The organism is Halalkalibacter flavus (genome assembly GCF_036663575.1).
GTDB lineage: Bacteria > Bacillota > Bacilli > Bacillales > Bacillaceae_D > Halalkalibacter > Halalkalibacter flavus.
This window is the reverse complement of record NZ_JAWRVK010000005.1, coordinates 138753-158232: the sequence shown is the minus strand read 5'-3', so window position 1 is coordinate 158232 and position 19480 is coordinate 138753. Positions and strand designations below refer to the sequence as shown.

The window sequence follows — 19480 nt, the reverse complement described above, 5'->3', positions numbered from 1 at the left end:
TGATCAAGAATTCGACGCTTTCTGTTGACATATATCCAGTAGAAGCTATTCCCCGCACTTATCCTTCATACCCTTATTCTATGTATTCGTAACCTCATTAATCCTTTAGGCTGCCCTTTTTATGTTAGGAAATATAACAAAGAAGCAGCAGGCATCGCACCTACTGCTTGAACATTACAAGAAATATGCAACTGTAACGGTTAGGACAAAGAATAACACAGATAAAACGACAGTTGCTTTAATTAATACCGCATCAATCCCACGAGCTTTTTGCTTTCCAACAAGCTGTTCCGCTCCACCAGAAATCGCCCCTGAAAGACCCGCACTTCTTCCAGATTGTAATAAAACAACTGCAATCAAGCTAATTGATACAATAACGAGTAAAACTGTTGCGAACATTTGCACGATATCTACACCTCCAAGCACAGTTTGCGCTTATACTAATGTACCACAAAAATAAGCTAAAGAACAATAGAAAGATGCAGCTGCCAAAGGGCGGGTTTCCCTTTGGCAGCTGCATCTTAGCGATGAGCGGAGCCGACGTTATCTTTTAAGCGCACGGCGAGCGGAGCCAGCGCAACATGGTCGCTCATATCAAGACAAAGGGTGGGTTTCCCTTTGATAGCTGTATCAATGTTGCAATCCTTTTGAAATTTCACCAACGAGATGGCTAAATTCAGCAGTACTACGAAATGAGTCATCTCGTTCATAAGAAGGTACGTCAAATACATTTGTAATTCGTCCTGGTCTAGCGCTCATAACAGCAATTTTCGTTGATAAGAATACAGACTCAAAGACGTTATGAGTGATAAATAGAACGGTCATCCCTGTTCTCTCCCAAATTTTAAGGAGCTCGTAATGTAAATTTTGTCTCGTCATTTCATCAAGTGCGCCAAATGGCTCATCCATTAAAAGTAGCTTCGGCTTGGCAATGAGTGAGCGAGCAATCGAGACTCTCATCTGCATACCACCTGAAAGTTGTCTTGGCAGCGCCTTTTCATACCCATCTAGACCAACCATCCCAAGAACTTCCTTCCCTCTCTCTTGGCGCTCTTTTTTTGGTACCCCTTTTAACTCGAGCGGAAGAGCCACATTTTCCAACACTGACTTCCAAGGTAATAAAGTAGCATGCTGAAACACAAATCCTACGTCATTCCGATCCATCTTCGTTTCTTGCTGAGTTGGAGAGATCATCTCGATTTTTCCAGTCGTCGGTTCACTTAAACCAGCTATAATTTTAAATATCGTTGATTTTCCACACCCTGATGGACCAACGAAAGAGACAAATTCCCCCTCAGGAATATCTAAATTCACTTCATTTAAAGCTGTTATTGATTCATTATAAATTTTACTAACATTGTTGATTCGCAGCATAGAGACTGGTTCTTTCGCACTCTCTTTCATCTCCAAGATTGCTGATTCCATTTTACCAAACCCCTCTCAAATAAAATTTCTCATAAATTCCTACTCTTGTTCCATTTCCGATTCATGCCAAGAAGCTAAGAACATTCTTGAGATGTAACTAACAAGTAAGAAGAAAGCAATTCCAAGCACTGCCGCTGATAATCCTAATGCAAATAAATAAGGAGTTTGTAACCTTGAGGCAGCAACGGTAATGGCATACCCTAGTCCACCCGCTCCACCACCAACACCCGCAATATATTCACCAACAATCGCACCAACAACAGCTAACGTACAAGAAATCTTTGCTCCTGCTATGATGTATGGAAGTGCTGCTGGAAAACGCAACTTCCACATAACTTGCCACTTAGAAGCATTGTAAAGGTAGAACAAATTTTTCATATTATGATCTGTTGCATTTAGACCAATTAACGTATTTGATAACATTGGGAAAAATCCAATCGTAAAAGCAATGATCACAATTGCGTTCATTCCGGAGCCGAACCAAATGACAATAATCGGTGCAATCGCTACAACCGGAATTGTTTGTAAGATAATGGCATATGGGTAAAAGCTCCTTTCAATAAGTTTGGAACTTGCCATTAAAACAGCCACTCCAATTCCGCCTACTACACTTAATAGAAAGCCTGAAACGGCACTCACAATCGTTGTCATTAAAGCGGTTGATAGATTGCTCCAATTTTTCACAGCAGCATCAAAAATATCTGTTGGTTTTGGCAAAATATAATGGGGTGTACCAATTAAGGTGACAACTACTTGCCAAAAGACTATAAAAGAAATGAGAGCAACAAAAGGAGGAAGAGTTTTTTTCATCAATTCACTACTTTTCTTATTCACTGCGTCTACTGCTGAATTATTTACAACAACTTGACCCGTTCTATTTACAGCTTCTCTAGACATGTTGAATAGCACCACCTTTATTTGTGTTGGGTATACTTGAACTTGTACTGATATTGATAAATATCTCGTTAATATCGCTCGTCTTCATCATACTCCTCCTTTTGTATTTGATTTACAAGCCCCTCCTTAGCTCTAGGAATCTGAACCATTCGCATATACGAGATCTCTAGTTACAATCCACAAAAGCAAGTACATTTTTTAGATATTTCGAATATATGGTAAGAGTAATTTAAATAATTGGAATTTTGTTGTAAATAGTTAGATAACCTCTCAATGTTTTTTACTAACCGACAATTATTTAGATTAACGAAATACTATCTTTTTGTAACTATTAACTAATGAAGGATTAATCCCCACACATTTGTCGTTACATTCAAAAATCATTTGTAGTAAAATCTTACATTTATGATAACTATATTTTATATTTAACAGAGCAGCCTATAGGAACCATAAATAAATAAGGCATAGCTCTCACAAAAGAAGTGAGGTTATGCCTTAAAAATGTTTTCTAGAAGTTATTTTTTATCATATCTTTCCTTATAACTGCTTCATTTTATCACTTACAAACTCGACATCGGTTCCGACAATGACTTGGATATCTGTCTTATTTAGTTTCATGACTCCTTTTGCACCATTTTTCTTAAGCATGCTTTCATCTACCTTTTCCATGTCCACTACTTGCAATCTTAATCGCGTTGCGCAGTTATCAATTGCTTTCACATTTGCTTTTCCACCTAGTGCTTCCATAAACGTAGCTGCCATAATGCTATAGCGATCTCCAGAGGTTTCAGGATTGGTAGACTCTCCATCCTCATCATCCTCACGTCCAGGTGTTTTTAGATCCATTGTACGAATGACTACGTAAAAGATCACGAAATATACAGCTCCATAAGCTAAGCCAATGACTAACAAAAATAACGGCTTCTGAGCGATTCCAAAGTTTAGCATATAATCTATAAATCCAGCTGAAAATCCAAAGCCATGTCTTATTTCAAGTACATAAGTTAAAGACATCGATACCCCTGTCAAGATCGCATGAATACCGTATAAAATTGGAGATAAGAACATAAACGAAAATTCAATCGGCTCCGTAATCCCAGTTAAAAATGAAGTAAAAGCTAAACCGATAAACATACCGGTTACTTGTTTTTTCTTTTCCTTTTTAGCTGTCATGATCATCGCCAAACAAGCAGCTGGAAGACCAAACATCATAACTGGAAAGAAACCTGTCATAAAAATACCTGCAGTCGGATCACCTGCAAAGAAACGATTCAAATCTCCAGTAGCCCCGTTGTATTCACCAAATACAAACCAAACTAAACTATTCAAAACATGATGCAAACCAATCGGAATCAAAAGTCGATTTAAGAAACCAAACACCCCAGCTCCAAGTGCACCTGCTTCAATAATCCACTGTCCAAGTCCATTAATAAGATCTTGAATCGGAGGCCAAACAATTCCAAATACTCCAGCTAGTACAACCATCGTAGCAGCTGTGATAATTGGAACAAAGCGTCTTCCTGCAAAGAAGCCAAGCCATTGTGGAAGGCGAATGTTATGAAAGCGGTTATATAAAAGACCAGCAATAATCCCGCTAATTATCCCACCTAATACTGCCATGTTAATATTTTCATCTATTGCTTGTGTTCCGTTGACAAGCACAAAATATCCAATTGCCCCAGCTAAAGCAGCAGACCCATTATTATCATGAGCAAAACCAATCGCAACCCCAATCGCGAAAATAAGAGCTAAATGATCAAAAATTGCAGCTCCAGCACCTGCCATAAAGGGGATATTTAATAAATCCTCTTGCCCTAGTCTCAATAGTAGGGCGGCTGCAGGTAGAACGGCTATTGGCAGCATGAGTGACTTACCAATTTTTTGAAGAAAACTTAGCATGTTGTTCATCTCCTTAGTAAAAAATAGTCGTTAATAATGAATTTATCTTATCACCACAAAGTATAGTTGTCTATACCTATTTACAGGCTATTAACAGCATAAAGTAAGGTTAGTACAGAATTCCTCATAGTAAATATTTTTATGACTTAAAATTGGTATAGACAACTTCAGGTGCGCGCGGTAGAATAACTACAAAGGGATTTTAGAATTTATCAGGGGGAGATTATGAATAAAAATAAATCTTTATTGATTACGAACATAGCAGTTTATCACGAAGGTGGAATTTTCGAACAAGGATTTATTAAAATAAAAGCAGGAAAAATTATCGATATCGGTCCTGTGACAGACAATGCTAATCAAAAAGCAGACGAAATCATTTCTTTAACACCTGATTTCTCACTCGTTCCTGGGTTCATTGACATTCATATCCACGGTGTGAAAGGTGCAGATACAATGGACGGAACACCATCAGCTCTATCCACTATGGCTTGTTCTCTTCCTAGAGAAGGAACAACAAGCTTCTTAGCAACGACGATTACACAATCAAGCGATCAAATTGAAGCAGCCCTATCAAACGCTGCCACTTACTCATCTACTATTAAAGAGGAGCCTGCCGCTGAAATGCTCGGCATTCATCTAGAAGGCCCTTTCATATCGCCTGAGAGAGCAGGTGCCCAGCCTCTTTCATTTATTCAAGAGCCAGATTTATCTCTTTTTGAGAAATGGCAACAACTCTCAGGTGGATTAATCAAACTAGTGACGATGGCTCCAGAAAGAGAAAATGGCCTGGAACTACTTCGTTATCTAACTGACTCAGGAGTTATTGCCTCAATTGGTCACTCTGATGCATCTTATCATGAAATCCAAGAAGCTATCTCAAAAGGCCTTAGCCATGTTACTCATTTATACAATGGAATGCGTGGATTTCACCATCGCGAACCTGGAGTCGCTGGTGCAGCACTAGCACATCATGAGCTCAAGGTGGAAATGATTGTCGATGGAATTCATATTCATCCAGCTATCGTTAAGAGCACTTATCGGACAAAAGGTGCAAGTGAAATCATTTTGATCACTGATGCTATGCGCGCAAAAGGGCTTAAAGATGGAACTTATGATCTTGGTGGACAAAAGGTACAAGTTTCCAATCAAAAAGCTCTCTTATCAGATGGAACGTTAGCCGGAAGTATTTTAACGATGAACGACGCAATTAAAAATATGATTCAATATACAGGTTGTTCCCTGCAAGAGATTACCGTTATGGCATCTGAGAATCCAGCAAAGCAAATCGGAGTGTGGAACCAAAAAGGGAGTATTACTGTTGGAAAAGATGCTGATTTAACAATATTAGATCAAGATCTAAATGTAATTTTCACATTATGCAATGGCAAAATCGCTTATCAAGGAGGAATTATCGATGAAAATAATTGAGGCAAAGGAATATCAAGAGCTAAGCCAATTAGCTTCAAATTATATTAGCGGTAAAATTAAACAAAAACCAAATCTTACTCTTGGTTTAGCAACAGGCGGTACTCCGAAAAAAACATATGAATTGTTAATAGAAGATCATAAAAACAACGGAACATCCTACAACAGCGTCACCACCTTTAATCTAGATGAGTACATCGGCCTGGATCCAGAAAATGCAAATAGTTATCATCACTATATGAACCAAACTTTCTTTAATCATATTGATATTAACCGTAAGAACATTTTCATTCCAAACGGACTAGCTTTGAAGATGGACCAAGAATGCAGAGAATATGAAGAGAAAATCAAGTCTCAGGGTGGCATCGACCTCCAGCTTCTTGGGATTGGTGCTAACGGGCACATTGGCTTCAACGAACCTGGTACACCTTTTCTCAGTACAACTCACGTCATAGAATTAGCCCCCTCGACAAGGGAAGCAAATGCTCGTTTTTTTGACTCTATTCACGATGTGCCAACTCATGCCATTACAATGGGAATTGCTTCAATTATAGCTAGTAAAGAGATTTTATTACTTGTTTCAGGCGAGGATAAAAACGCTGCTTTGAAACGATTGCTTACTGATGAAGAACCTAATGAAGACTTCCCTGCTTCTATTTTGAAAAAGCATCCTCATGTTACAATAATTGCAGATAAAAAGGCACTAAAAGGTGTTGGCGTTATGCATTGAAAGGAGACGACTATATTTTGTTAATCGATAAAAATTCACCACTGCCGATCTACCATCAAATAGAAGAGTATATTAAAGATCGGATTGAAAAAGGAGAGTTAAAGCCTGGTAATGTCCTTCCATCTGAACGTGAATATTCTCAACTGTTTCAAGTAAGTCGTATGACGATTAGACAAGCGATAAACAAACTTGTAAACGACGGCTACCTTTATCGTAAAAAAGGAAGCGGTACGTTTGTGGCAGAAAAGAAGTTTGAACAAGCTTTACAAGGGTTAACTAGCTTCACAGAAGATATGAAAGCAAGAGGGTTAACACCTAGTAGTAAACTCCTTCATTTTGAAATCATCCCAGCCAGCCCTCAGGTAGCCGCTACCTTACAGGTTGCTGAAAACACACCAGTCTATGAAATGAAACGTATTCGTTTAGCCGATGAAATTCCGATGGCCTTAGAAACCTGTTATATATCGGCTAATTTAGTAAAAGGATTAACGGAAGAAATTGTTAGCCACTCGATCTATAGGTATATCGAAGAAAAGCTTCAACTTGAAATCGGTGAAGCAACCCAAATCATCGAATCTTCTTTAGCTAACGAAACAGAAACAGAGTTATTAAAGATCAAAAAGGGTTCTCCTATTCTGTTAATTGAACGCTGTACCTTTTTAACGAATGGAACTCCTTTTGAAATTGTTCGATCATCTTATCGAGCTGATCGCTATAAGTTTATTTCTCATTTAAAACGGTAAAATAGTTGTCGCCTTTTGAAACAATCTATCCCGGAGGTGTGTAATGATACAAGCTTATCTATCTGAGATCAAAGAGTTATTTGAAAATCTTGAAACGGTTGAAAAAAACTCTCTTCAGAAAGCGGCCCATAAAACAGCTGAAGCAATCGTAAACGGAGGGATTGTTCACATTTTTGGTTGCGGACACTCTCATATAATTGGTGAAGAAGTTTTTTACCGTGCGGGTGGACTTGCTCCCGTTCATCCGATTCTGATAGAAGAAGTGATGCTGCATAAAGGAGCAGTTCAATCTTCAATGTTCGAACGCAGCGCAGACTTTGCCTGCACCTTTCTAGATGATCAAGATATTCGCCCAAATGACATCTTAATTGTTGTCTCAACTTCCGGAAGGAATCCCGTCCCCATCGATGTAGCGCTTCATGGAAAGCAACAAGGTGCCTATGTAGTGGGGATCACCTCGCTTTCTTATCCCAAAAAACAATCATCTAGGCATAAAAGCGGAAAATTTTTATATGACGCAGTAGATTTAGTTATTAACAACCACACCAAGCCAGGAGACGGTGTGATCTCAATAGATGGAACCGGAATCTCCTATGGACCAAGTTCATCTGTTATAGGATTAACCATCATCAATAGTATCATCGTAGGTGTGATTGAACGATTAATAGAGCTTGACATTGAGCCTCCTGTTTTTAAAAGTGGAAACATAGATGGATCTGATGAGCATAATCGGAAATTAATTGAAGCTTATAAAGATCGTATTCCTTTCTTTTAAAGGGGGTTTCTCCTCTCAAAGTGGTAGCGAACGGAGCCATTGCCTCCTCTGTTCCGGACTTTTGAGACCCCCCCCTCCCCTTCCTAAATTATCTAATTAAAGCATAATACAAGCGACTACACAAAGCTTTTCTTTCATTCTTCCGTTAACAAGGCAATCGCTCGAATCGGTGACCCCGTACCATGACGAATTTTTAATGGAAGGCCTATGTATAGAAACCTTTTATTCACAATTTCTCCTAAATTGCATAGGTTTTCAGTGTTTGTTATTTGATATTCTCTGCAAGCAAGATGCCCAGAATATTTTTTGTCATTTGACTTGTCAATAGATGGTGCATCCACTCCAATATTTTTCACACCTAATTCCGCAAGCCATTTCGCTGCTTGATAATGCAAGCCAGTATGGCGCGTAAACCAATCCTCCTTTCCATATGCACGTTCATAATGCCCTGTATAAATAAGGACAATATCCCCCTCATTAATCGACTCGTTCGATCTTTTCAGTGCGTCTTTTATATCACGTTTCATAATAAACTGTTCAGGAGAAATATGAGACACATCTAAACAAATAGCAGGACCATAAAATGAAGCTAAATCCATTTCGTCAATCGTCGGCCCATCTGGATCATACTCATAAATGGCATCGCTATGGGTAGGCACGTGCTCATTAATAATTAAGCTATTTGTAGCAAATTCAAATCCTAGTTTCTGCTTCGTATCTTCATGGGATACATTAGGAAAAATGACGGTTTGTTGTTGAATTGGTAAAACCGGCATCCCTTGGTAAATCTCCTGAGATAAGTCAATGAGTTTCGTCATTGGTGTAAACCTCTCCTCTTGTACAAAGTATCTTATTCTAAAATTCAAAGTATTGGTTCATAATTACCATTTCTGTAGCTTTAGAGTAATTGATATCTCGTCACGTTTGGTAAAATCGGTTATTAAATCTCACATACTTTTATTAGTATCTTGTAAGGTTTGTAGCAGTTCATTAAATCTGGAGTTACAGGGGTTTTGCTTTAAGGCGAAGAGGAGTGTTATTCATAAACCTGATGAGTCCCCTTTTATCCTCTAATGTTCTCGCTTAAGGTCTTCATAAGGTCAGTGAAGCACCTTTTCTCTCGGCAGGTGATCGCAATTGTTCTTCATAAGCCCGATGAGTGACTTTTCACCATACAATAGTCCAGCTTTCGTTCTTCATAAACGAGGGCACAGAAAAAGACTGGGTTGTACCTTTTTCAGTGGCTTCTCATAAACACCAATGAAGACTCTCCCCCCCTACCCTTGGCATGCACTCCCAGAATCGCACAAAAAAGACGCACCCTCCGAGGAAGGCACGTCTTTTACCAGTTAAATTATTTCTTTAAGTTGTAGAATGCTTTTAAGCCGCCGTAAGTAGCTACGTTAGCAAGCTCGTCTTCGATGCGAAGAAGTTGGTTGTACTTCGCCACACGGTCTGTACGAGATGGAGCACCTGTTTTGATTTGTCCAGCGTTTGTTGCAACAGCAATGTCAGCGATTGTTGCATCTTCTGTTTCACCAGAACGGTGAGAGATAACTGCTGTGTAACCAGCACGCTTCGCCATTTCGATTGCTTCAAACGTTTCAGTTAATGTACCGATTTGGTTCACTTTGATAAGGATTGAGTTACCGATTCCTTTTTCAATACCTTCAGCAAGCTTTGTTGTATTTGTAACGAACAAATCATCACCAACAAGTTGAACTTTATCGCCAAGACGATCAGTTAGAAGTTTGTGGCCTTCCCAGTCATTTTCATCTAAACCATCTTCAATTGAGATGATTGGGTATTTTGAAACAAGATCCTCGTAGAAAGTAACCATTTCTTCTGAAGAAAGAACTTTACCTTCGCCAGATAAGTGATATTTACCATCATCTTTGTTATATAGCTCTGAAGATGCTACGTCCATAGCAAGTTGAACATCTTCGCCTGGTTTGAAACCAGCTTTTTCGATTGCTTCGATAATTGTAGAAAGTGCCTCTTCGTTTGAAGAAAGGTTTGGAGCGAATCCACCTTCATCACCTACAGCTGTGTTGTAGCCTTTTGCTTTAAGTACTGACTTTAGGTTATGGAAAATTTCCGCACCCATGCGAAGTGCTTCACGGAAGTTTTCTGCACCTACTGGCATAACCATGAATTCTTGAATGTCTACGTTGTTATCCGCGTGTTCTCCACCGTTGATGATGTTCATCATTGGTACTGGAAGTTGCTTCGCGTTGAATCCACCAAGGTAAACATATAAAGGTACACCAAGAGCATCAGCAGCAGCGTGAGCAACAGCCATAGATACACCAAGGATTGCGTTTGCACCTAATTTGCCTTTGTTGTCTGTTCCGTCAAGATCGATCATTAATTGGTCGATACCAAGTTGGTCTAAAGCGTCGAAACCGATAAGCTCAGGAGCAATTACTTCGTTCACATTATCAACTGCTTGAAGAACTCCTTTACCCATATAACGCTCTCCACCGTCACGTAATTCAACTGCTTCGTATTCACCAGTAGAAGCACCACTTGGCACTAACGCGCGTCCCATTGCACCTGACTCAAGGTATACTTCTACTTCAACTGTTGGATTACCACGAGAATCTAATACTTCGCGAGCATAAACATCTGTAATCATTGTCATTGTAAAGTCACTCCTTAAAATTTATCAATTTATTTTCGGTCAAAAAAGTCTTTTTCATTCAGCCAACCGTATTAAGATTCAACTGAAAGAAGGAAATTCCTTCTAGAAAAAAATTATTTCTTAATTAATGAAACACCTGTCATTTCTTCTGGCTGCTTACCTTCTAGTAACGCTAAAACAGTAGGAGCTAAGTCAGCGAGTTTCCCGTCTTGGTGCAACTCAATTCCGTTTTGAGTAACGATAACCGGCACACGATTTGTTGTGTGAGCTGTCATTGGTTTATCTTCTAGAGTTAACACTTCATCTGCATTTCCGTGATCAGCGGTAATAACAGCAGCGCCACCCTTAGCGATAATCGCATCAACAACTTTTCCTAAACACTCATCAACTGCTTCTACCGCTTTGATTGTCGGCTCAAGCATTCCTGAGTGCCCAACCATATCAGGGTTTGCAAAGTTTAAAATAATTGCATCATGTTTATCAGCTTCAATGTCTGCAAGTAACGCGTCCGTTACTTCGTATGCACTCATCTCAGGCTTCAAGTCATATGTTGCTACTTTTGGTGAATCGATTAAAATTCGCTCTTCACCAGGGAATGGTTCCTCACGTCCGCCGCTAAAGAAGAACGTTACATGTGGATACTTTTCCGTTTCCGCAATGCGTAGTTGTTTGAAATTTTGTTGTGATAACACTTCACCAAGTGTGTTATCTAGATTTGTCGGTTTGAATGCGACATATCCATCAACTGTCTCACTAAATTTCGTTAAACACACATAATGAAGATTTCTTGGATGCATGTCACCACGATCAAATCCGCGGAAGTCTTCGTTTGTGAACACTTGAGACATTTGAATTGCTCGGTCCGGGCGGAAGTTAAAGAAGATAACCGCATCATCGTCTCCAACTGTACCGACTGGCGTTCCGTCATCCTTTGTAATAACAGAAGGAATGACAAACTCATCAAAGATCTCATTCTTATAGCTGTCTGTCACGACATCAATCGGATTTGTATAAGCAGGTCCTTCACCATATACCATCGCACGGTATGACTTCTCAACACGCTCCCAGCGACGGTCGCGATCCATCGCATAGTAACGGCCGTGAATGGAAGCAATTTCACCGACACCTAAATCCTCAAGCTTGCTTTGTAACGCACGAACATACACTTCAGCTGAAGTTGGACCAACGTCACGACCATCAAGAAAGCCGTGAACATAGACTTTCTCAACATTTTCACGCTTCGCAAGTTCAAGTAGTGCAAACAAATGCTCAATGTGGCTATGAATTCCTCCGTCTGATAGAAGACCATAAACATGTAAGGCACTGTTCTTTTCTTTCACATGGTTCATAGCGGCATGGAACGTTTCATTTTCAAAAAATTCACCTTCGCGAATGGATAAATTCACGCGTGTTAAGCTTTGATAAACAATACGTCCAGCACCAATGTTCAAATGTCCTACTTCCGAATTCCCCATTTGACCTTCTGGTAAACCTACCGCTTCCCCTTGTGCTTCAAGAGTTGCATGCGGGTATTGGTTCCAGTAACGGTCAAAGTTTGGCTTCTTCGCTTGCGCTACCGCATTACCTTTTACTTCATCTCTCATCGCAAATCCATCAAGGATGATGAGAGCTACTGGTTTCTTACTCATTTCCCTTCCTCCAAAAGTGCAAGGAATGAATCAGCTTCTAGACTAGCTCCACCAACAAGTGCTCCGTCAATATCAGACTCGGCCATGTATTCTTTAATGTTAGCAGGCTTCACGCTGCCGCCGTACTGAATACGCACTGCCTCAGCAGCCTCTGGAGAAAACGCCTCAGCTACCACTTTACGGATGTATGAGCAAACATCATTTGCATCTGTTGCAGAAGAAGATTTCCCAGTTCCGATCGCCCAGATTGGCTCATAAGCAATAACTGTGTTTTTCACTTGATCATTCGTCAAGCCAGCTAGTCCAGCTTCTACTTGTACTTTCACGACATCGTTTGTTTTTCCAGCTTCACGCTCTTCATCTGTTTCACCGCAGCACATGATTGGTACTAAGTTGTGCTTAAACGCCGCGTGAACTTTTTTGTTTACTGTTTCATCTGTCTCAGCAAACATTTCACGACGCTCAGAGTGACCAATGATGACATACTCTACTTTCATGTCAGCTAGAGCTACAGGGCTGATCTCACCTGTAAACGCACCATTTTCTTCAAAGTGAACGTTTTGTGCACCAACTTTGAGATCTGTTCCTTCTGTCTGACTCACTAAGCTTTCTAAAAATAACGCCGGTGAACAAACAACTGCATCCACTTCACTGTTAGCTGGAACACTCGTTTTTACCGCTTCAACGAATTGCTTCGCTTCCCCAAGCGTTTTATTCATTTTCCAGTTACCTGCAATAATTGGCTTACGCATAGTACTTCACCTCTTTATTAGATTAAAGCGGGGTCTGACCCCAATATTATTTGTCGTTAAGTGCAACAAGCCCTGGAAGCTCTTTGCCTTCCATGAATTCAAGTGATGCACCGCCACCTGTTGAGATGTGGCTCATCTTATCTGCAATGCCGAACTTCTCAACAGCAGCTGCAGAGTCTCCTCCACCAATAACAGAATATGTATCTGCACTATCAGCAAGAGCTTCTCCTACACCTCTTGTCCCTTTAGAGAATGCCTCAAGTTCAAATACACCCATTGGTCCGTTCCAAATAACAAGCTTTGATTCTGCAATGACTTTACGATATGTATCAATCGTTTTTGGTCCAATATCTAATGCTTCCCAATCAGAAGGAATAGAATCAATATCTACTACTTTAATATTTGCATCGTTTGAGAAATCATCAGCAACTGTTACGTCAACAGGCAATAGTAAATTTACATTGTTTGCTTTTGCCTTTTCCATAAATGAATTTGCAAGATCGATCTTATCCTCTTCAAGTAATGACTTCCCAATTTCATGGCCTTGTGCTTTTACAAATGTGTAAGCAAGTCCGCCACCAATGATTAAGTTATCTACTTTTTCTAACAGATTTTCAATAACACCAATCTTATCTTTAACCTTTGCTCCACCAATAATCGCTGTAAAAGGACGCTCAGGATTTGATAATGCTTTTCCAAGAACATCTAGCTCTTTTTCCATTAATAAACCTGCAACGGCTGGCAAATGGTGTGCAATTCCTTCAGTTGATGCATGTGCACGGTGAGCCGCACCAAAAGCATCGTTTACATACACATCAGCTAAAGCAGCGAACGCTTTTGCAAGTTCAGGGTCATTCTTCTCTTCCCCAGGGTAGAAGCGAACGTTTTCAAGTAACAATACATCGCCTTCAGAAAGAGCATTTGCAGCTTCTTCTGCATGTGGACCATATGCTTCGTCAACCTTCTTCACATCTTTACCAAGTAACTCACTTAAACGAGCTGCAACTGGAGTAAGACGCAATTCTTCTACTACTTCGCCTTTTGGACGACCAAGGTGAGAAGCAAGAATGACTTTTGCACCTTGTTCTACTAATGCTTGGATTGTTGGGATCGCTGCACGGATACGAGTTTCATCCGTTACTTGTCCATCCTTCATTGGCACGTTGAAATCAACACGACAAAATACCTTTTTCCCTTTAAGGTCGATATCACGAATCGTTTGTTTGTTCATTTTGGCTAGACCTCCTGTTTGGATTGCAATTTTTTACAGCGGAAAGAGGAGGAAACCTCTATCATCTTCCTCCTCCACCAACTGTTACCTATTATAGTCCTTGCTTAGCGATGTAATCAACAAGATCTACAACACGGTGAGAGTAACCAGACTCGTTATCATACCAAGAAATTACTTTAACCATGCTGCCTTCCATAACCATTGTTGAAAGAGCATCGATTGATGAAGAATGTGGGTTACCATTGTAGTCACTAGATACTAGTGGCTCTTCGCTGTAGTTAAGGATTCCTTTTAATGGACCTTCAGCAGCTTCACGAAGTGCATTGTTTACCTCTTCAGCTGTAACGTCTTGGTTTAACTCAGCTACTAAGTCAACTAAAGAAACGTTAGGAGTTGGTACACGCATTGCTCCACCATTTAATTTACCTTTAAGCTCAGGAAGAACAAGAGCAACCGCTTTTGCAGCACCTGTAGATGTTGGGATAATGTTTTCAGCAGCTGCACGCGCACGACGGTAGTCCTTGTGTGGAAGATCAAGGATTTGTTGGTCATTTGTGTACGAGTGAACAGTTGTCATCATACCGCGCTTAATTCCGAATTTGTCGTTAAGAACTTTTGCAAATGGTGCAAGACAGTTTGTCGTACAAGATGCATTTGAGATAACGTGATGGCTACCAGCATCGTATTTGTCTTCGTTAACACCCATTACGATTGTAATATCTTCATCTGATGCAGGAGCAGAGATGATTACTTTCTTCGCACCAGCTTCGATATGCTTAGCAGCATCTTCACGCTTAGTGAAGAAACCAGTTGATTCAACTACTACTTCTACTCCACGGTTAGCCCACTCAAGCTTAGATGGATCACGCTCAGCAGAGATGTTGATTTCTTGTCCGTTAACTACAAGTGAGTTACCATTTACTGAAATCTCAGCATCTAGGTTCCCGTGTACTGTGTCATATTTAAGTAAGTGCGCAAGCATGTTAGCATCAGTTAAATCGTTGATTGCTACTACCTCTACCGCTGGGTTGTTTAATGCTGCACGAAATACGTTACGTCCAATACGTCCAAAACCGTTAATACCAATCTTTGTTGCCATGTTCAATCTCCTCCTAGTAACTTAAAAAGAATTTATCAAAAAGAGCAATGCCCTTTTATCTACGTAATTGCAATAAAGCTTCTGCGGCAGCTTCATCTGTAATTAACACATCACTTGGCTGATACTTCATATAGGCAGCGATCGCTTCTCCTTTTGAAGCTCCTCCAGCAACAGAAATTACATACTTATGCTCCCCGAGGTCATCGAGCTGTAACCCAATCGTTCTTTGCTTGTGGATTGGTTCGCCGCGACGATTAAAATAATATCCAAACGCCTCTGCTACAGCCTCTTCCCGATTAAGCTTGTCAATAAACGAATTCACTGAATCACGCCGGAGTGCCATCGTTCTTGCATCTCCAATCCCATGAATAACCGTACAAGCTGATTTAATCAGCCTTAGGATGTCCTTAACAGAAGGTTCTAATACAAGAGATGAGTAAGCTTCTTCACTTATTTGGTCTGGGACATGCAACAAGCGATATTGTGCTCCTGCTCGACTCGCAAGTTCTGCACTAATCGTATTCGCTTGGTTCTCCACCTGCTCGCCAAGGCCACCACGTGCAGGAACAAAAACAACTTCCCTAGTTTTTGCATCAGGCTTCATCATTTCTGCAACAGCAGCAAGGGTTGTACCACCCATGACCGCAACCACATCTTTCGGTTTAATGATTGCCTTAAGCTCACTAATACAAGCTCGACCCATTTCTCTTTTGACCCATTCATCCTTGTCGCTATTTCCAGCAACGACTATGACTTGTCCTACACCAAGTTCCTTTTCTAGCTGTGTTTCTAATTCCCGAAGTCCAAGAAGCTCCTTCATCATTTCTTCTAACTTTTCAAACAATTTTTCGCCTTCTTCAGTGATACTCATACCTGAAGTAGCGAAATGTACAAGGCCTTGCTCCTTTAAAAAAGTAACCTCTCCTCGTAACACTCGTTCTGAAAGCTGTAAGTTTGCTGATAAACTTCTTCGACCAATCGGTTGCATCAATTTAATGTAGTGAAGGATTCGGTATCGCTTGACCATAACATCAAGCAAATCGGGTAATAATTTTTTCTGTATGTCTAATAATGAATTCATCGAGCCAAACTCCTTTAAGTTAGGACTGGACTCATTATGTCCCGCATAGACATTTTTAGTCCCGTTATTTCCAAAAAAAAGACCAAAATCCTCATCCACAAGTACATATTACCAAGGATAGAGTCCTTTCACAAGTTATATTTGTCTATTTATTTCAAGTAAACGCTTTCTTACCTTATCTTTTGAAATTTGACCAAAATCAACCTCTTCTCCATTTATCAAAATAACCGGAATCATAATCTGATATTTTTCAAGCAAGGCATCATTTTTATAAATATCGGTAATGGTCATTGTAAAAGGAACCTCTTCAGATAATGGTTTAATTAGGTCAATTGCTTTGTCACAAAGCGGGCAATCAATTTTTGACATAACAGTTACTTCTAACATTTCTTTATCACTCACTTTTATTCGTAGTATGTAAAAATTTATAGGGAGGTAAGGGGGTCTCATACCAACGCTGCCGCTTCGCTTCTTCTATAGAGGGTACTGAAAAAGTCCCTTTTAGTCAATTCGAGGAAGGCCATTGAAAAAGGTCAAAACCGTACCTTTTTTAATAGCCTCGAAAACCGCCCTTTTCTTTATTTATTTAGCTTATTTATTGATGGCAAGGGCTCTGCACGCTGCAGGTGTGAGACACCTCTCACACCGACGCAGCGGCTCCGCTCCTTGCTTCGATACTGATCAAAAAGGGAAATCCGCCCTTTTTGATCAGTATCTTTTCCTTTTTGATGAGGATGGTATCCCTAGTTCATCTCGGTATTTTGCAATGGCTCTTCTCGATACAGTTGTTCCTTTTTCTGATTGTAACCAACTGACAATTTTTGCATCTGAAAGTGGCTTTTGTTTATTTTCTGCTGCAATGAGCTCTTTCATCCATTCTTTAATCGAACGGCTTGATGTCGATTCCCCTAAGCCATTTTGAACAGCTGATGAGAAGAGGGATTTTAGTTCTATGATTCCTCTAGGTGTATCCGCATACTTATTTGTTGTAGCACGACTCACAGTCGATTCATGAACCTCAATCTCATCGGCAATTTCTTTTAATGTAAGTGGCTTTAGCACACCATCTTTCTTTAAGAAATATTCCTTTTGGTGTCTTGCAATAGCTTCTCCCACTTTCACAATCGTTTGTTTTCTTTGCTGAATACTTTTCATTAGCCATTGAACTTGCTGGATTTTTTGTTTGGCATATTGACTTGCTTCATCATCTTCTGACGAGCGAAGTAACTCCTCATAATGATGATTGAGCCCAACACTTGGAATTAAATCATCTTCTATATGAACAAGCAAATCTCCTTCATACGGTACAATCCTAATTTCAGGTCGGACAAATTGAACTGGCTCCGACATATATTGCGTCCCTGGCCGTGGATCGAGCTTTTTTATTAAATCATTTACTTCCTGAACTTCTGCTAATGTAATGTTTAATTGTTGAGATATCTCCTTCCACTTACGTGTGGCGAATGCCTCCATATGAAACATAACGATCTGTTCAGCAATATAATTCGGGTCATCCATGCGCTGCAATTGTAACAACAAGCACTCCTGCAAATTCCTAGCACCTACTCCAGCGGGATCAAAATGCTGCAGTGTTTCAAGTAGATTTTCTCCCTCTCTTTGGGAGATTTGAAGTTCTTCACAAATTTCTTCAAACGGTCTAGATAAATATCCATCCTCTCTCAAACTATAAATGAAATACGTTATATGTTTTCTTTCTTTTTTTGAAACTCGAAGGTCCTGTAATTGATTGAGTAAAAAGTCACTCAAGCTTGTTCTATCAATATGCGCATAATCAATTGGAGAGGCTTGGTCTTCAGAAACGTTTCTAAAGGATGAAAATGAAACCTCCTCTAGCTTTTGTGATTCCTTCACTTCCATTAACGGGTTTTCAAGTGCTTGCTCCTGAATAAAGGTTGACAGTTCTGTTGCTGAATACTGTAAGAGATGAATGGCTTGACGTAGTTCATGCGTCATGACCAAACTCTGCGTCTGTTGTTGAAACAATCCAAATTGCACGTTACTACCCCTCCTTTCACTTAGCTAAGAACAATCCAAATTTTGCCACTCTACATATCGAATCAAGAGTATATTAGATTTGTAAGCGTTTTCTAATTTATATGCCTATTATAGTTTACTTCATTCCTATCTTTAATTATATAGGAATTATAAAATCAAAACTATGCTAATGATAGATAATCTCGTTTAGATTATTTAAAAACGGATATTATGAAAAGAGGGTTTAATAAGTTTGATATTGAATAGTATGTAGTAAGTGGTTAAAAGGTATTGTTACGCGACAATACCAGAACACCAGCTTTGGCCCAACTCGTTGAAGAAGTGTTTTCATTTGACCTTCTTTGACCATTCGGGTATGATGTACATAACATAGTAGAACAATAAGGTTCACTAGTACCTAAAAGGAGGAATTTATCGATGAATTTAATCCCTACAGTTATTGAGCAAACAAACCGAGGCGAGCGTGCATATGACATTTATTCTCGTTTATTAAAAGATCGTATCATTATGTTAGGAAGCGCGATCGATGACAACGTTGCTAACTCAATTGTGGCACAACTTTTATTCTTACAAGCAGAAGACCCTGAAAAAGATATCTCTATCTACATTAATAGTCCTGGTGGATCCATTACAGCTGGTATGGCCATTTATGATACGATGAATTACATAAAGCCAAAAGTATCGACGATTTGTATTGGAATGGCTGCTTCTATGGGTGCTTTCTTACTAGCAGCTGGTGAAAAAGGCAAGCGCTTTGCCCTTCCAAACAGTGAAGTAATGATTCACCAACCACTTGGCGGTACACAAGGTCAAGCTTCTGATATTCAAATTCATGCGAAACGTATCATTGAAATGCGTGAAAGCTTAAACAAAATTTTAGCAGAACGCACTGGTCAACCTTTAGAAGTGATCGAGCGTGATACGGATCGTGATAACTTCATGATTGCTGCAAAAGCACAAGAGTATGGATTAATTGACAAAGTTATTCCTGCGACGAAAGCTTAATATGATTAAGGGGGTTTCTCAAAAGGTCAAAAACAGACCTTTTTGAGAAACCCCCTTTTTTCACACCAAAAAAAAGACACCGCTTGCTTGTGGCAGACCGGTGTCTTCT

Annotated in this window: 18 protein-coding genes; 5 read left to right on the top strand and 13 right to left on the bottom strand. The window is 39.8% G+C overall.

Going from position 1 to position 19480, the window contains the following annotated elements; translation table 11 throughout:
• Positions 1-174 precede the first annotated feature (174 nt).
• The 4 genes from secG to nagE all read right to left on the bottom strand — a co-directional run bounded on the left by secG (position 175) and on the right by nagE (position 4221).
• Entirely contained in the window at positions 175-405 is a 231-nt protein-coding gene (gene secG, locus SAY88_RS05340; protein ID WP_250097905.1) for a preprotein translocase subunit SecG, read from the bottom strand.
• 225 nt (positions 406-630) lie between these two features.
• On the bottom strand, positions 631-1425 hold the full coding sequence (locus SAY88_RS05335) for an ABC transporter ATP-binding protein (RefSeq protein ID WP_332629978.1): 795 nt from the start codon (positions 1423-1425) through the stop codon (positions 631-633).
• A gap of 39 nt (positions 1426-1464) precedes the next feature.
• Positions 1465-2322 (bottom strand): ABC transporter permease, encoded by an 858-nt coding sequence (locus SAY88_RS05330; RefSeq protein WP_332629977.1) that lies wholly within the window; start codon positions 2320-2322, stop codon positions 1465-1467.
• 537 nt (positions 2323-2859) lie between these two features.
• Positions 2860-4221: an N-acetylglucosamine-specific PTS transporter subunit IIBC gene (nagE, locus tag SAY88_RS05325; protein ID WP_332629976.1), complete on the bottom strand. Its 1362-nt coding sequence runs from the start codon at positions 4219-4221 to the stop codon at positions 2860-2862.
• Between the two features lie 225 nt (positions 4222-4446).
• Between nagE and nagA the strand changes: the two genes are divergently transcribed.
• From nagA to SAY88_RS05305, 4 genes are read left to right on the top strand one after another with little or no spacing between them, the layout of a single operon-like run.
• Positions 4447-5649: an N-acetylglucosamine-6-phosphate deacetylase gene (gene nagA / locus SAY88_RS05320; protein WP_332629975.1), complete on the top strand. Its 1203-nt coding sequence runs from the start codon at positions 4447-4449 to the stop codon at positions 5647-5649.
• Complete coding sequence (gene nagB, locus SAY88_RS05315) at positions 5636-6376, top strand: glucosamine-6-phosphate deaminase (RefSeq protein WP_332629974.1); 741 nt, start codon at positions 5636-5638, stop codon at positions 6374-6376. Before nagA ends, nagB begins: the two co-directional genes overlap by 14 nt.
• Positions 6377-6393: 17 nt before the next feature.
• A complete protein-coding gene (locus SAY88_RS05310) occupies positions 6394-7119 on the top strand; it encodes a GntR family transcriptional regulator (RefSeq protein WP_332629972.1) in 726 nt (241 codons plus the stop codon).
• A 43-nt stretch (positions 7120-7162) separates the two neighbouring features.
• Positions 7163-7894, top strand: coding sequence for an SIS domain-containing protein (locus SAY88_RS05305; protein ID WP_332629971.1), 732 nt, complete (start codon positions 7163-7165; stop codon positions 7892-7894).
• 134 nt (positions 7895-8028) lie between these two features.
• Here the strand turns inward: SAY88_RS05305 and SAY88_RS05300 are convergent, their stop codons facing one another.
• The 9 genes from SAY88_RS05300 to rpoN all read right to left on the bottom strand — a co-directional run bounded on the left by SAY88_RS05300 (position 8029) and on the right by rpoN (position 18366).
• A complete protein-coding gene (locus SAY88_RS05300; RefSeq protein ID WP_332629969.1) occupies positions 8029-8712 on the bottom strand; it encodes a cyclase family protein in 684 nt (227 codons plus the stop codon).
• A gap of 536 nt (positions 8713-9248) precedes the next feature.
• On the bottom strand, positions 9249-10538 hold the full coding sequence (eno, locus tag SAY88_RS05295) for a phosphopyruvate hydratase (RefSeq protein ID WP_332629967.1): 1290 nt from the start codon (positions 10536-10538) through the stop codon (positions 9249-9251).
• Positions 10539-10651: 113 nt separating this feature from the next.
• Positions 10652-12187, bottom strand: a complete 1536-nt coding sequence (gene gpmI, locus SAY88_RS05290; RefSeq protein WP_332629965.1) for a 2,3-bisphosphoglycerate-independent phosphoglycerate mutase — start codon at positions 12185-12187, stop codon at positions 10652-10654.
• Positions 12184-12939: a triose-phosphate isomerase gene (gene tpiA, locus SAY88_RS05285; RefSeq protein WP_332629963.1), complete on the bottom strand. Its 756-nt coding sequence runs from the start codon at positions 12937-12939 to the stop codon at positions 12184-12186. Before tpiA ends, gpmI begins: the two co-directional genes overlap by 4 nt.
• Before the next feature lie 46 nt (positions 12940-12985).
• The gene (locus SAY88_RS05280) at positions 12986-14170 is read right to left on the bottom strand and encodes a phosphoglycerate kinase (protein WP_332629961.1); all 1185 of its coding nucleotides are present in this window, start codon (positions 14168-14170) and stop codon (positions 12986-12988) included.
• 91 nt (positions 14171-14261) lie between these two features.
• Positions 14262-15269 carry a type I glyceraldehyde-3-phosphate dehydrogenase gene (gene gap, locus SAY88_RS05275; protein WP_332629959.1) on the bottom strand — a complete coding sequence of 336 codons (1008 nt, stop codon included), beginning with the start codon at positions 15267-15269 and terminating at the stop codon, positions 14262-14264.
• A 55-nt stretch (positions 15270-15324) separates the two neighbouring features.
• A complete protein-coding gene (locus SAY88_RS05270) occupies positions 15325-16350 on the bottom strand; it encodes a sugar-binding transcriptional regulator (RefSeq protein ID WP_332629957.1) in 1026 nt (341 codons plus the stop codon).
• Between the two features lie 135 nt (positions 16351-16485).
• A complete protein-coding gene (locus tag SAY88_RS05265; protein WP_332629955.1) occupies positions 16486-16719 on the bottom strand; it encodes a glutaredoxin family protein in 234 nt (77 codons plus the stop codon).
• A gap of 339 nt (positions 16720-17058) precedes the next feature.
• The gene (gene rpoN / locus SAY88_RS05260) at positions 17059-18366 is read right to left on the bottom strand and encodes an RNA polymerase factor sigma-54 (RefSeq protein ID WP_332629953.1); all 1308 of its coding nucleotides are present in this window, start codon (positions 18364-18366) and stop codon (positions 17059-17061) included.
• A gap of 417 nt (positions 18367-18783) precedes the next feature.
• Here rpoN and clpP point away from each other — a divergent pair, with 417 nt between their 5' ends.
• Entirely contained in the window at positions 18784-19371 is a 588-nt protein-coding gene (gene clpP / locus SAY88_RS05255) for an ATP-dependent Clp endopeptidase proteolytic subunit ClpP (protein ID WP_034626778.1), read from the top strand.
• The last annotated feature ends 109 nt before the right edge of the window (positions 19372-19480 follow it).